Raw genomic sequence first — 13,047 nt, forward strand, 5'->3', positions numbered from 1 at the left:
GAGTCCCCCCTTCGGTACCGAGACCTGCCACGTCGTCCGCACCACCCACGCGGTCGAACCGGTGAGCACCGGGATCCGGCGGACGGACAAGACACTCGACATCACCTTCGACGGCTATCTCTCCGCAGCCTGTCGGTGACCCTGGCTACCCCATTGCACCGTTCGATTGACGGACTGCCCGCAGCGCTGCGGCTTCAGTTCAGGGGAGCCCTTCCGTCCACACTTCCTGAACGGCGACCGATCGAGCTCCTCTGTCCGGCAGCCGGCACCGGCGGACCTCGAGCGGACGGCCAGGCTCCTCTCGGAGCCGGTCCGTCCGTCATGGCGGTCACGGGGAATGCGACTCGGGCAGAGGCGTTCGAGAAAATGCACCCGAACGCGCTCTCCGCCGGACGGACCGGTCGTCTCACACGGCGGGGAACCACGCCCGGAGGTTCTCCGAGGCGACCGACACGAAGAGGTGCTCGCGTGTAATCAGCCACCTGCTGTTCGACCGTCGGAGGCACACGTCCGACCGCACTCGGTTCCCAAGGTCGGGCTCGATCCTGCGCGTTCCCGAGTCACGGACCTCTTCACACCCCGTGAACTGGAGCGAGGAACGGCGTCGCAGTAGACGGTGCCGTCGCAGCAGTGCTCCATGAGACCGGTCGATGCCGTTCGGGTCGATATCGCACAACTGTCTGGCAGCGCCCCGGTGTCCTACTCATACAAAGCCGTCGCAATCTCCTTCTTCGAGAAGCCGGGCCGCGATCGGCACGCGTGGCGAACCGCTTCCAGTGTCGCCTCGCCGGGCGCCGCGGCGCCCGGCCACACAGGCGGCACTGTGAGGGTCGCCCGTCTTGAACCGGTCGGGAGGAGAATCGGCCCCTCCGAGCCCATCCGTCGGCGCGCGATCGCTCTCCACCAGCGCGGACCGGCGCCCGCCGAACCCGTGACGGCCGGAAATCGACGAGGATTTTTCCGTCACCCTTGTACCAAGAAAAACAATCGGCCAGATGGCGGTTGACATACACTCGGGTATGGAGTGACGATCCATTGACTTTTACCCCGGCAGCGCATCGCGCAGCAATGCCGTCACAGCGGACAGCGCCGTCCGATTGACTTCGGTATCAATCTTGTGCTAGCGAGTCCAACACCGAGAGACGACCTTCCATGAGCTCCCCTACCGTTGATCACAGTGAAGGCCATACAGGTCCATGAGGCTCGACACCTCGTCCGAGCTTTCGTCCCCCTCAGCACTACCGGTCGACAGAGGGCGGCGTCAGTTACTGGCCGCCGCCGCCGGCAATCTCACCGAGTGGTACGACTGGCTCGCCTACGCTTATCTCTCCGCTTACTTCGCCGATCAGATATTTCCGCCCAACGGCGACCCGATGGTCCAGACGCTGAGTGCTTTCGCGGTCTTCGCCGTGGGCTTCGCCGCGCGTCCGGTCGGTGGTCTCCTGTTCGGTTCCCTCGCCGATCGGCACGGACGCCGCGCGGCGATGGCAGCGACGATCACGTTGATGGGCGCCGGCCAGCTGGCGATAGCCCTGCTTCCCACGTACCAGCAGATCGGCATCGCCTCACCGGTCCTGCTGGTGGTGGTCAGACTCGCACAGGGGCTGTCCGTGGGAGGCGAGTCCACGGTGTCCGCAGTCTTCGTGGCCGAGTCCGCCCCCACCGGCAGACGCGGCCTGTACTCCAGCATCGGTTACGTGAGCGGCAACCTCGGGCAGCTCCTGGCCTCGGGCGTCGCCGCCCTGCTAGCCGCACAGCTGACCACGGCCCAGATGCACTCCTTCGGCTGGCGCCTGGCCTTCGGACTCGGGGCCGTCGCCTGTCTCACGGGGTTTTGGATACGGCGGGGAACGCGGGAGACGTACCGGCCCGGCCCGGAGCCGGCTGACCGGCCCCGACCCTTCGACTTCCTGCGTGACAACCCTCGTGAAGCGGCGTTGGTCGTCGGCATGACGCTCGGAGCGACCGTCACCTTCTACACCTGGACCACCTTCCTGCCCACCTACGCCAGGCTCACGGTCGGCTTCGACCCCGACTCCACCCTGGTCATCAGCACCATCGCACTGGCCTTCTTCACCGCGCTGCAGCCGCTGGTGGGCATGGTGTCGGACCGGGTGGGCCGCAAACCGCTGCTGATCGCATTCGGAACAGGGTTCACGGTGCTGACCGTTCCACTGCTGGGTCTGCTCCGCGACTCCTTCTGGAGCCTGCTTCTGATCTCCTGCGCGGGCATGGTCCTGCTCACCGGGTACACCGCCGTGAGCGGGGCGGTCATGGCCGAACTGTTTCCGGCTCGGGTACGTACGGCGGGCATCGGCCTGCCCTACGCGATCACCGTCGCCGCCTTCGGCGGGACGGCCCCGTACCTGGCCACGACTCTGATCGACCGGGGGCATGCGGACTGGTTTCCCTGGTACGTGACCGGTCTCACCCTCATTTCCACGCTCGTATACGCCGGCATGCGCGAGACCAAGGGAGCCACGCTCACCTGACCGCGATACCGGATGATTTTGTCTGAACCGCTCGGTTCGGACGTTGCCTTTGTCGGTAACCTTCGGGGGAGAACAGTGAACAGCTCTACTGCCGGAGCAAGGCACACAGCGGGTACGGTGCGCAAGGGGCGCCAGCAGGCAACCCGGCGACCCCCGCATCTCACGGTGGCCCGGTTGTCCGAGCAGGAAATGATCCAGGTCGAGGCCTGCAATCCATTTGATCGAGCCGCCGGCCACCAAAGGCTGTTCCGCGAGGTGGCCGCGCTGGCTGACCAAAGATGGCGTGAATTGCAGGTGACGTCTCTGTCGAATCCCGCCGGGAACGCCAGCGCTGCGAACGCGCCGTGGGTCAGGGCCCGCATTCTCCTCGCCGGAATACACGCCATACCGCTCGCGGGACTGCGCACTGTGCTCGACGGGGCCCGCGGTGAAGGGCTCCAAGTGGTGGGTGCTGTGCGGGAGCACGAGCACGCGCTGGCGGAGGCGGGGCGCTACCGGCCCGACCTGATTCTCCTCGGCGCCACCGACGACTTCCGCAGGGACCTCACGGTGGTGCGCAGCCTGCGCCGTTCGAGGGGCGCCGCGGACACCCGTATCGTCTTGCTGCGGAGGGCCGACGACGCGGCCCAGGTGAGCCGGATGCTCAAAGCCGGTGTGAGCGGGGCCTTTCCTCTGGACCAGGACGCGCAGTGTGTCGTCCGGGCCCTGGCGATCGTCAGCGCCGGAGGGTCGATCTTCTTACCGGCCCCCGTGGGCGAGGGACGGGACGCTCCCGATCCACTGGAGACGCACGAGCCGGCGGTCCATGACGTCAGCCTGACCACCCGTGAGCGCGATGTGCTGTCGCTGCTGGCACGTGGATTGTCGAACGCGGAGATCGGGCGGGAACTCTCGCTCTCCGTACCCACCGTGAAGAAACACCTGACACAGGTCATGCGCAAGATCCGCCAGCCCGACCGGCTCCGGGCGGCGCTCTACGCCCACCGTCAGGGCCTGGTCTGACCCTGCGCCAGGTGCGGGCGGCAGTCCGCCGAGGAAACGTCTCGGCAGAGGTCCGGCACATGCGGGTGTCCCCCGTGGGCACCCGCCCCTCGGGCTGCCGGAGCGACGGAAGAAGCGCCGGCGGTAGCCGAAAGGACCAGGGCCCCTTTCTGCCCCATGACCATGGCGCACGCCCGCTCCTGCAGGGGTTCGGCCACGGCCGGAGCCCGGTTCCCCTCGCCGGCACCCTCCCTGGATCCGTCGTGTTCCCCCGTCTCCTCTGCCGTTGGTAGCGCACCGGGGCATCCGGAGGTCCCCCTCACACGAGACGAAGGGAGGTTCTGGGCGGCGGGGCCCGGTTCCTAGCGTGGCCACAGGCCGGCTGCCCGAAGCCGGCCCGCAATTAGCAGAGGGGGAAGTTGATGAGTGCAGCGGCCAAAGGGGCAACGGCTGTGGACCCGGCCCCGGGCCCCGCGGCACCCCTGTCCGTCGACTCCGGCAGCGTGCCCCGAGCGGCCGCCGGACACGGCAGCGAGCGAGCCACTGCCCGACGCCTCACTCCCGGTTCGGTCATCGCCGCGATGCCCGACACCGAGCGTGCGGCCTTATGGCGACAGCGGTTGCACGAGGCCGAAGCCGGGCTCACCCGGTTCCTGGCAGCCCGCGGCGGAGACGCCGACCTGGATGCCTGGTTCAGCCTCCAGGCGGAGCTGTTCGCGGACCTACCCCTGTCCTCCCCGGACACGCCGTCCGAGTGGCAGCGGGTCTTCTTCCGGGGCCAAGCCCTGATGGAACGGTTTCTGATCTCCCGGTACGGCGAGGAGGTCCTCGCCGAGTGGGCCGCCTCCATCGCCGAGGTGCACCGCACGGTCGAGCCCGACCACGGCCGCGGTGCCGCCGACCCGATCCGGCGCATCGCACGCCAAGCCGAACTGTACGGCTCGACCTACGAACTGGACGAGCCCCAGGGCCCCGAGCCCGCCACCACCGCGGCCCTGACCATCACGCATTGTGCGATTTGGGACTACCGGGAAAAGGCCAGGAGCAACGGCGTGCGCCTCACGCTCGCCTCACCGTGCACCTACTGCACCAAGGCCATGTCTGCCAACGTCCGCGCCAAGGGCTACGAGGTCTCCTACCGGCTAAGCGAGGACAGCGACGGACACGGATGCCACTGGCGGGCCACCGCCCCGAGCACCGTTCAGGAGGCGTGATGTGCGGCATCACGGGCTGGGTCGATTGGGAACGTGACCTGCGCGGCGGGCAGCAGACCGTACGCGCCATGACCGACACCCTGGCCTGCCGTGGGCCCGACGACGGCGGCACCTGGCTGTCCGCCCGCGCCGCGCTCGGACACCGCAGGCTAGCCGTCATCGACCTGGCAGGCGGCACACAGCCGCTGACCGACACCGGTGACGAGTGCGCGCCCCAGGCAGTCCTGACGTACAACGGGGAGCTGTACAACTACCGGGAGCTGCGTGCCGAACTCCTCTCCCTGGGCCATCGGTTCCGTACCGAGTCGGACACGGAGGTCGTGCTGCGCGCCCACCTCCAGTGGGGCGCGGCGGCGCCCGAGCACCTGAACGGCATCTACGCCTACGCTCTGTGGGACGCCCGCGGCGAGGAGCTGCTGCTGGTGCGTGACCGGCTCGGGGTCAAACCCCTCTATTACCACGCGTACGCCGGCGGCCTGCTCTTCGGCTCCGAGCCCAAGGTGATCCTCGCCCATCCCGAGTTCCGTGCCGAGCTCGACACCGAAGGCATCGCGGAGCTCTTCGCCCTGCCCGCGGCCCCCACGCCCGGGCACGGCCTGTTCCGCGGGATGCGCGAGGTTCGCCCCGGGCACGTCCTGCGGGCCACCCGCGCGGCCACCCGGGAGGTGCGCTACTGGCAGCTCACCTCCGCGGCGCATGAGGACGACGCGTCGGCCACCACCGCACGGATCCGGGACTTGCTCACGGATACTGTCGAACGTCAACTGCTGAGCGACGTACCGCTGTGCGCCCTGCTGTCCGGGGGCGTCGACTCCAGTGCCATCACCGCCCTCGCGGCACTCGCCCGCGACCGTGACGGCCACGACAAGATCGACACCTTCTCCGTCGACTTCCCCGGCAGCGCTACCGCCCTGCGCCCCGACAAGTGGCGCACCACATACGACGCACCGTACGTCCAGGCCGTCGTCGACCACGTCGGTAGCCGGCACACCCGCGTCATCGTCCCCGACGACGACCTGCTGGACGCCAGGGACATGGTGCTGCGCGCCCGTGACCGGCCCGGCTGGGGCGAGATGGACGCCTCCCTGTACCTGCTGTTCCGCGAGGTCCGGCGCCAGTCGACGGTCGCGCTGTCCGGGGAGGCCGCCGACGAGGTGTTCGGCGGCTACCCGTACTTCCACGCCGCGGAAGCCGTCGCCGCCGCCACCTTCCCCTGGCTGCATGGCCGCGAAACACCTGCCGCACTGCTGCGGCCCGAGGTCCGGGCCGCGGTACGTCCGGAGGAGTACACCGCGCAGCAGTACCGCGACTCGCTGGCCGGCACGCCGGAACTCCCCGGAGAGGAGGGCGGACAGCGACGCATGCGCCAGGTCGGCCACCTCGCACTCACCCGCTGGCTGCCGCCCCTGCTCGACCGGGTCGACCGGGTCAGCATGGCAGTGGGTCTGGAGGTGCGGGTGCCGTTCTGCGACCACCGCCTGGTGGAGTACGCGTGGAACATCCCGTGGGAAGTGAAGTCGCTCGGCAAAACACCCAAGGGCGTCCTGCGGGAGTCCGTGCGGGACCTGCTCCCGCCCCAGGTGGTGGACCGGCCCAAGAGCGGCTACCCCTCCACACCGGCAGTCCGGTACACCGAGGTGCTCACCTCCCGGATGCACGAACTACTCGCCGATCCCGCCGCCCCGGTCTTCGACCTGGTCGACAGGGAGTTGGTGCGTGAGGCCGTCCGGGACGGGCGACCGCTGCCGAGTCCGCGCACAGCGCCCAACCCCGTCGGCGGTCTGGACCACCTGCTCCAGGTCGACGAATGGCTGCGCGCCTACAAGGTGGGCCTGCGATGACGACACCGCTCGACCAGACGCAGGCCATCCACCCCGATTCCCTCCGACAGGCCGCCCGCGGCTGTGCCACGGGCGTTGCCGTCCTCACGACACGGCGGGGTGACGAACTCTTCGCCAAGACCGTCTCCTCGTTCATCACCCTCTCCATGGATCCGCCGCTGATCAGCGTAGCCGTGGGGAAGCACAGCCCGCTGATCCAAGCCGCCGAGCACTCCGGCCGGCTCGCCGTCAGCGTGCTGCGCGTCGGCCAGGAGCAGCTCTCGCGGCACTTCGCCACCCCGGGAGCGGGCCGGAGCACCGGCGCCTTCACCGATGTGCGCACTCGTACCGAAGTCACCGGAGCACCCGTGCTCGACGGCTGCCTGACCTGGTTCGACTGCAGGCTGCACAGCGTCCTGCCGGGCGGTGACCACAGCATCCTCATCGGCATGCCCGTCGCGGTGGCCTGCTCGGAGGGCGAGCCGCTGCTCTACCACGAGGGCGCCTACCACGCTCCGGCCCCCCTCACCGCACCGTCAACCCCGCGTCCGGACCGGGCGCCCATGGCATCTGGAGTACGTACATGAGCGAAACGGCCACCACCGACACGAGCAAGGGTCGCCGGGGGGTGCGGACCGGTGAGAGCTATCGCGCCAGCTTGGACGACGGACGCGAGCTCTACCTGGACGGCAAGCGCATCACCGACCCCGCCTCCCACCCGGCGTTCCAGCCCTCCGTCGACGAGCTGGCCCGCCTCTTCGACCTGCAGCACGACCCCGAGCACGCCTCCCTGATGACATGGAAGGACCCCGACAGCGGGCTCACCCTGGCCCGTGCCTACCAGCCGACGCGTACGCTGGAGGACCTGCGGGCCCAGCGCCGCAGCGCCGAGCTTTGGCTGCGGGAGAGCATGGGGCAGCACGGCCGTTCCCCGGCGTTCATGTCGAGCATCGCGCTCGGTCTGTACGACTTCCGTCTGCAACTGGAGCGCAACCAAGCCGGCTTCGGAGCCAATGCCGAGGCGTGGTACCGCCACTGCGCGACGAATGACCTCGTCCTGACGCACGCCCTGGGCGATCCGCAGATCGACCGGTCCGCGGACCCCGTTGACGACCCCGACCTCGCGCTGCGCGTCGTCGAGGAGAGCGACAAGGGCATCGTGGTCCGCGGCGCCAAGCAACTGACCACGCTGGCACCCACCGCACACGAGGTGCTCGTCTACCTCTCCGCCTCCTTCACGCAGCGCAGCGCCGATCAGTTCGTCGTCTGGTGCGCCCTGCCGCTGAACACCCCCGGCCTGATCACCCTGTGCCGGGAGCCGTTCGGAGCCGAGCCGTGGGGGCACGCCCATCCGCTCGCCGGCCGCTTCGACGAGCAGGACGCCATGCTGTTCTTCGACGACGTGCTGGTGCCCTGGGACCGCGTGTTCCTGCTGCGCGACGGCTCCCTGGCCCGTACCGGACTGGCCCGGATCAACGCTTGGAGCGCGTACATCGGCCACATCCGCTACCGCGAGCGCCTGCGCACGCTGCTGGCCACGGCCACGATGCTCGCCGAGAGCATCGGGGTGGACGGATTCCGCAACGTCCAGGAAGAACTCGGCAAGCTGGCCACCTACGCGGAGATGACGGAGTATTTCATCGACGCGGCGGAGGCCCGGGCCACCGTCACCGACAGCGGTCTGTTGGCGCCCGGTGACACCGCGGCCAGCCGCGTGTGGTCCGCAGAGGTCGCGGCGAGCGCCGTGGCCGTCGTCCGCAACATCGGCTCGGCCGGCGTCCTCATGCAACCCACCGAGAACGACCTGGGCAACGAGCGGCTCCGCCCGCTCCTCGACCGTTACATGCGCGGCAAGAACATCCCGGCGGACAAGAAGTCGCGCCTCTTCCGGCTCGCGTGGGACCTGACGGGGGACAGTTTCGGCCAGCGGCAGGACCTGTACGAGTACGTGCACCGCGGCGACCTGGCCCGCAACCGGATCAACATCTTCAAGCGCCAGGACCAGACCGAGATCCGGGACCGCCTGGAGCGGCTGATCTCCGGCCCGGTCGGCTCCACCACCACCGCACACACCCCGGAAGGCGAGCGTTCGTGACCAGTTCCGCAGTGGAGATCCAGGCCAGCACCCTCGCCGGTTACGCCGACGCCAGCAAGTTGCGCCAGGCCAACGACCAGGACTGGGTGCTCGACCAGGCGCCGGTCGAACCCCGCGTCCACGCCGACCTCGGCAGCGGCATCGGGCAGTTGCTCGAGGCTACCCTGGAGCGCTTCCCGTCCCTGCAGCGGGCGGTGGGCCTGGAACAGTCTGAGCACCGCTTGCGCGAGGCGGCCGACAGGCTGCGGCGCTTTGGCGACCGGGTACGGCTGCGGCAGGCCGACCTGAGGTCACCGGAACCGATGGACCTCTCGCCCGACCTGGTCACCATGACCTCGGTGCTGCACTGGCTCTACCCCGTCGAGGAACGGCTCTTCGCCTGGCTGGGACAGCACATGGCTTTGGACGGCACGTTCTTGCTCACCACGTACCACCCGTCGCGTGACGAGCACGGCTTGGGCGGTGAGGACGAGCTCGTGCGTGAGGCCCTGGTCGCACTCGGAACCGACCGGACGCTCGTACCCCGGCGGTTCGCCGACCACGACGTCGTACCGATCGCCACCCGGACCCGCGACGCCAAGGGGCTGCACCGGCTTCTGGAGCGGCACCTGCGGGTCGTCACCACCGCCGAGCGCGACGCCGTCGTCCAGGTCGGCAGCGCGGCGGAGTACGAGCACTTCCACGCCGCGACCTTCGGCGACTACTACAGTCGGATGGTCGAACCCGGCCTGCGCGCGGACTTCTTCCGGGCCGTGGGCGAGGCGGCGTGGCGACGCCAGCAGGAACGCGGACACGTGAGCCACATGCCGATCCGGCTGTGGAAGACGACCACCCGCGGCTGAACAGCGTCACCCAGCAGCCGAACGGCCCGGCCGGCCTCCTTGAGGAGTACGGCCGGGCCATTGCGGCGCGGTCTATCATGACTGGGTCCTCCCGGCCCGCGTAAGGAGACACACAGCATGTCAACTCCAGCCGCAAGCCAAGACCTCGGAGCGTTCCTGCGGGCCCATCGCGCCTTGCTCAAGCCGGAGGACGTCGGCCTGCCACCGACCACCCGGCGCCGGACCCCCGGCCTGCGCCGGGAAGAGGTCGCCTCCCTCTCCGGAGTGAGCATCGCCTGGTACACCTGGCTGGAGCAGGGCAGGGTCACCGCCTCACGGCAGGTGCTGGAGTCCGTCGGGCGGGTGCTGCGGCTCGATGACGCCGAAATGCGCCATGTGCTGCGGCTGGCAGGCTACTACGAGCCCGAAGCGAGCACGGCCCGCGGATCCGTGAACGGGGCGCTGCAGCCCGTGCTGGACTCCTGGCCGGTCAGCCCCGCTGTCCTGCTCGACCGGAATTTCGACCTGGTCGCCTGGAACGCAGCGTGGTCGGCGGTCTGGGGAGAGCCCTCGGCGGTGTCCGCCGACCGACGCAACCTGATGTGGTTCATGGCCGCCGACGAGCGTCTGCGCGGGGCCTTGCCGGACACCGACTGGGAACCGCTCGCCATGAGCGTCTTCCAGCACTTCCGCGCCCAGGCCGGCATGATCCCGTCCGACGAGCGCATCGCCGCGCTGTACCGCCGGCTGGCGACGGACGCCCCCGAACTGAGCCACTGGTGGAGTTGCCACTCGGTGGGGGAGCTGACTAGCCGCGTGGTCACCGCCACTCCGGTGGGTAGCGAGCCGATCCGCATGTCCTTGTCGTCCCTGCGCCCGGTGGACGACCCGGCGTCGCTGATCCTGCTGTTCACCCCGGCGGGCCAGGACGACGGAGCCAGGGTGTCGGCTCTGGTGAACCGGCCCCTGCGCTCCGTCGGTCTGGCACGAAAAGTGGGCTGAAGGCGCGTTCGCGGGGGATTGGTTTACCGCGCCTTCAGCCCTGTCCTGGGGAGGTGACTGCCCGAGCCGCAGGTTTAGGCTTTCTTCGGGACACTCGCCGCATCGACGAGCGGCCCACGGTCGGTGTCACGCCGCAGCTGGGTGCTGACCAGAACGCCACCGAGCGATGCGACCAGGGCCAGCCCAATGCCGACCACCGCGGTGGCGAGGGACAGATCGGAGAACAGGCCGATCGCCCAGGCGCCCACACCGGTACCGGCGTACATGGTCGAGGTGAGCCAGGCGCTGGAGGTCGCCCGCAGCTCGGGGGCGGCCGTACCCGCCAGCGTCTGCTGGTCGGTGACGAAGCCACCACTGGCCAGGAACCAGAGAGCGACACCCACCAGGGTGAGGATCAGGCCCGGGCCCCAGACCGTGAGCGCGACGCCGGCGGCCAGCAGAAGACCCCACACGGGGAGCATCGGGAGGTGCGTACGGCCCTGGGCCCTGGCTCGGTCGCCCAGGCGCCCCCCGACCGTGGAGCCCACGACGCTGCCGATGCCGACGAGGATGCCGACCAGGCCGAGCGCGGAGACGGACAGGTCGAAGCGGTCCGCGAGGACCACACCCATGAAGGTGTAGGCACCCAGGTTGGCGGCGTTGAAAGCGGTGTTGACGAGCAGTGCCTTGCGCAGCGCGGGGTGCCCCCACGCGGCGAACACCGCTCCGATCCCCAGGCCGCCGGCGGCCTGAGCGGCACTGATCGGGATCTGCTTGAGCAGCACGGGGACGACCAGCAGGGTGCCTGCGGCCATGGCCCAGAACGCGGCCCGCCAGCCGGCGGCGTCCGCCAGGAAGCTGCCCAGCGGCACGCCGAGTACCTGGCCGCAGGAGAAGAGTGCCATGCCCATGCCCAGGGCGCGTCCGCGCACCGTGTCCTCTGTGGTCTCCGCGATGTGCGCCCAGATCGCCGGGCCCGCGGCGGCGGCCGCGAGGCCGGCCAGGGCGCGCGAGAGCACCAGCAGCGTCAACCCGTCGGAAAGAGCAGCGGCGACGTTCGACAGCAGGAAGAGCACCGAGCCGATCAGCAGCGTGCGACGACGTCCCACGCGGTCGCTCACCAGGCCCAGGAACGGAGCGCACACCGCGTACACGAGCACGTACGCCGTCACGCTGTACGCCGCCGACTGCTCGCTGATGCCGAGGTCGTCGGCGATCGTCGGCAGCAGCGGGGACACCAGGAACGTCTCGGTGCCGAACAGGAACAGCAACAGGAACACCGAGGTGTACGGACCCCAGCGGAACCGTGCCGGGGCCGTGGCCTGGGCGGCGGGTGGGGAGGAAGGACTGTCCATGAGGGGAAACTGCCTTTCGAGGGAGAGCGGTCGGAGGGTTCCGGCTGCCGGCCCGACCACCTTGGCAATCCCCGCGCGGGCCAACCAGCCAGGCGTTGGTCCTGTTAGTGGAAGTAATGCCATCAACACCTGGCTGTTTCCGACTCGTTCGGCCCGGGATGCTGAACTCGCCGCACCCGTGGTTCACCACCCGGGTCGCGCGCCCCGCTATCGGAAAGGATCCCGTCACTCGTGCCCTCAAGCGACCGCTCTCCGCTCGCGCAGCCCAACTGGGGCGTCACGCTGCCTCTTCCCGGCATCACGATCGGCCACCACCAACACATCGTCGAGCGGCTGCCGGACATCGGTTACTCCGACGTCTGGACGGCGGAGGGAGGTGGTACCGACGCCTTCACCCCGCTCGCGGCCACGGCGGCCTGGTCTCCGACCCTGCGGCTGGGCACCGGAATCGTGCCCGTCTTCACCCGCGGTCCCGCCGTGATCGCCCAGACCGCGGCCACGCTGGCACAGCTCGCCCCCGGGCGCCTGCTGCTGGGGTTGGGGTCCTCGGTGCCCGCACACGTCAGCGACATCAACGGCATCCCGTTCGAAGAACCGTTCAAACGCACCCGCGACGTACTGCGCTTCGTCACCCGGGCGCTCCGGGGCGAGTACATCGCGGACGAGTTCGAGACCTTCTCCATCACTGGCTACCGCCTGCCGCATCCGCCCACCGAACCGGCCAAGGTGATCCTGGGGGCGCTGCGCCCCAACATGCTGAGGCTCGCCTTCGGCGAGGGGGACGGGGCGATCACGAACCTGCTGTTCCCCGAGGACGTGCCCAAGATCCTGCAGGCCGTCGGGCCGCAGCCCGTGGGCAAGGAATTCGTGGTCAAGGTCTTCGTCTGCCCCACGGAGGACAAGTACTACGCACGCGCCAACGCGCGGCCCTTCCTCGCCTGGATCCTCAACCGGGAGCCCTACCGCAAGTTCCATGAGTGGCTGGGCAACGGGGAGGTGCTGCGCGAGGTGCACGAAGCGTGGGAGGCGGCGGACCCGGCGGGCTCCCAGAAGGCACTGCCGGACGAGGTCGTCGACGGACTGTTCATCAGCGGCTCGCCGGAGGAGTGCCGGGAGCAGATCATGCGCTACCACCTGCCCGGTGTGACCAGCATCCAGCTCTTCGTCTCCCTGCCCCCTGATGCCTTCTACAGCCAGGAAACGGTGCTGGACGTCCTCAGGAGACTGGGCCCCGCCGCGCTGTGAGCACACGCGGCGCTACCGAAGGAAGGCCATGTCACGTCATTTA

General features: G+C 69.4%; 10 protein-coding genes. 9 read left to right on the top strand and 1 reads right to left on the bottom strand.

What is annotated here, in order from left to right; translation table 11 throughout:
• Window positions 1-1,196 precede the first annotated feature (1,196 nt).
• From RND61_RS31810 to RND61_RS31845, 8 genes are all read left to right on the top strand, one after another.
• On the top strand, window positions 1,197-2,492 hold the full coding sequence (locus RND61_RS31810; protein ID WP_315881642.1) for an MFS transporter: 1,296 nt from the start codon (window positions 1,197-1,199) through the stop codon (window positions 2,490-2,492).
• Between the two features lie 174 nt (window positions 2,493-2,666).
• The gene (locus RND61_RS31815; RefSeq protein WP_315881643.1) at window positions 2,667-3,494 is read left to right on the top strand and encodes a response regulator transcription factor; all 828 of its coding nucleotides are present in this window, start codon (window positions 2,667-2,669) and stop codon (window positions 3,492-3,494) included.
• Window positions 3,495-4,054: 560 nt separating this feature from the next.
• Window positions 4,055-4,687, top strand: coding sequence for a hypothetical protein (locus RND61_RS31820; protein ID WP_315881644.1), 633 nt, complete (start codon window positions 4,055-4,057; stop codon window positions 4,685-4,687).
• Entirely contained in the window at window positions 4,687-6,528 is a 1,842-nt protein-coding gene (gene asnB / locus RND61_RS31825) for an asparagine synthase (glutamine-hydrolyzing) (RefSeq protein WP_315881645.1), read from the top strand. The genes RND61_RS31820 and asnB overlap by 1 nt, the downstream gene beginning before the upstream one ends.
• Complete coding sequence (locus RND61_RS31830) at window positions 6,525-7,094, top strand: flavin reductase family protein (RefSeq protein ID WP_315881646.1); 570 nt, start codon at window positions 6,525-6,527, stop codon at window positions 7,092-7,094. The genes asnB and RND61_RS31830 overlap by 4 nt, the downstream gene beginning before the upstream one ends.
• On the top strand, window positions 7,091-8,602 hold the full coding sequence (locus RND61_RS31835) for a 4-hydroxyphenylacetate 3-hydroxylase family protein (RefSeq protein ID WP_315881647.1): 1,512 nt from the start codon (window positions 7,091-7,093) through the stop codon (window positions 8,600-8,602). The genes RND61_RS31830 and RND61_RS31835 overlap by 4 nt, the downstream gene beginning before the upstream one ends.
• Entirely contained in the window at window positions 8,599-9,444 is an 846-nt protein-coding gene (locus tag RND61_RS31840) for a class I SAM-dependent methyltransferase (protein ID WP_315881648.1), read from the top strand. Before RND61_RS31835 ends, RND61_RS31840 begins: the two co-directional genes overlap by 4 nt.
• Before the next feature lie 117 nt (window positions 9,445-9,561).
• Window positions 9,562-10,425 (top strand): helix-turn-helix transcriptional regulator, encoded by an 864-nt coding sequence (locus RND61_RS31845; protein ID WP_315881649.1) that lies wholly within the window; start codon window positions 9,562-9,564, stop codon window positions 10,423-10,425.
• 74 nt (window positions 10,426-10,499) lie between these two features.
• On the opposite strand, the gene RND61_RS31850 is transcribed toward RND61_RS31845, so the two are convergent.
• Window positions 10,500-11,759 carry an MFS transporter gene (locus tag RND61_RS31850; protein WP_315881650.1) on the bottom strand — a complete coding sequence of 420 codons (1,260 nt, stop codon included), beginning with the start codon at window positions 11,757-11,759 and terminating at the stop codon, window positions 10,500-10,502.
• 231 nt (window positions 11,760-11,990) lie between these two features.
• Here RND61_RS31850 and RND61_RS31855 point away from each other — a divergent pair, with 231 nt between their 5' ends.
• Window positions 11,991-13,004 (top strand): LLM class F420-dependent oxidoreductase, encoded by a 1,014-nt coding sequence (locus RND61_RS31855; RefSeq protein WP_315881651.1) that lies wholly within the window; start codon window positions 11,991-11,993, stop codon window positions 13,002-13,004.
• Window positions 13,005-13,047 lie beyond the last annotated feature (43 nt).

The organism is Streptomyces tamarix (assembly GCF_032423885.1).
GTDB lineage: Bacteria > Actinomycetota > Actinomycetes > Streptomycetales > Streptomycetaceae > Streptomyces > Streptomyces tamarix.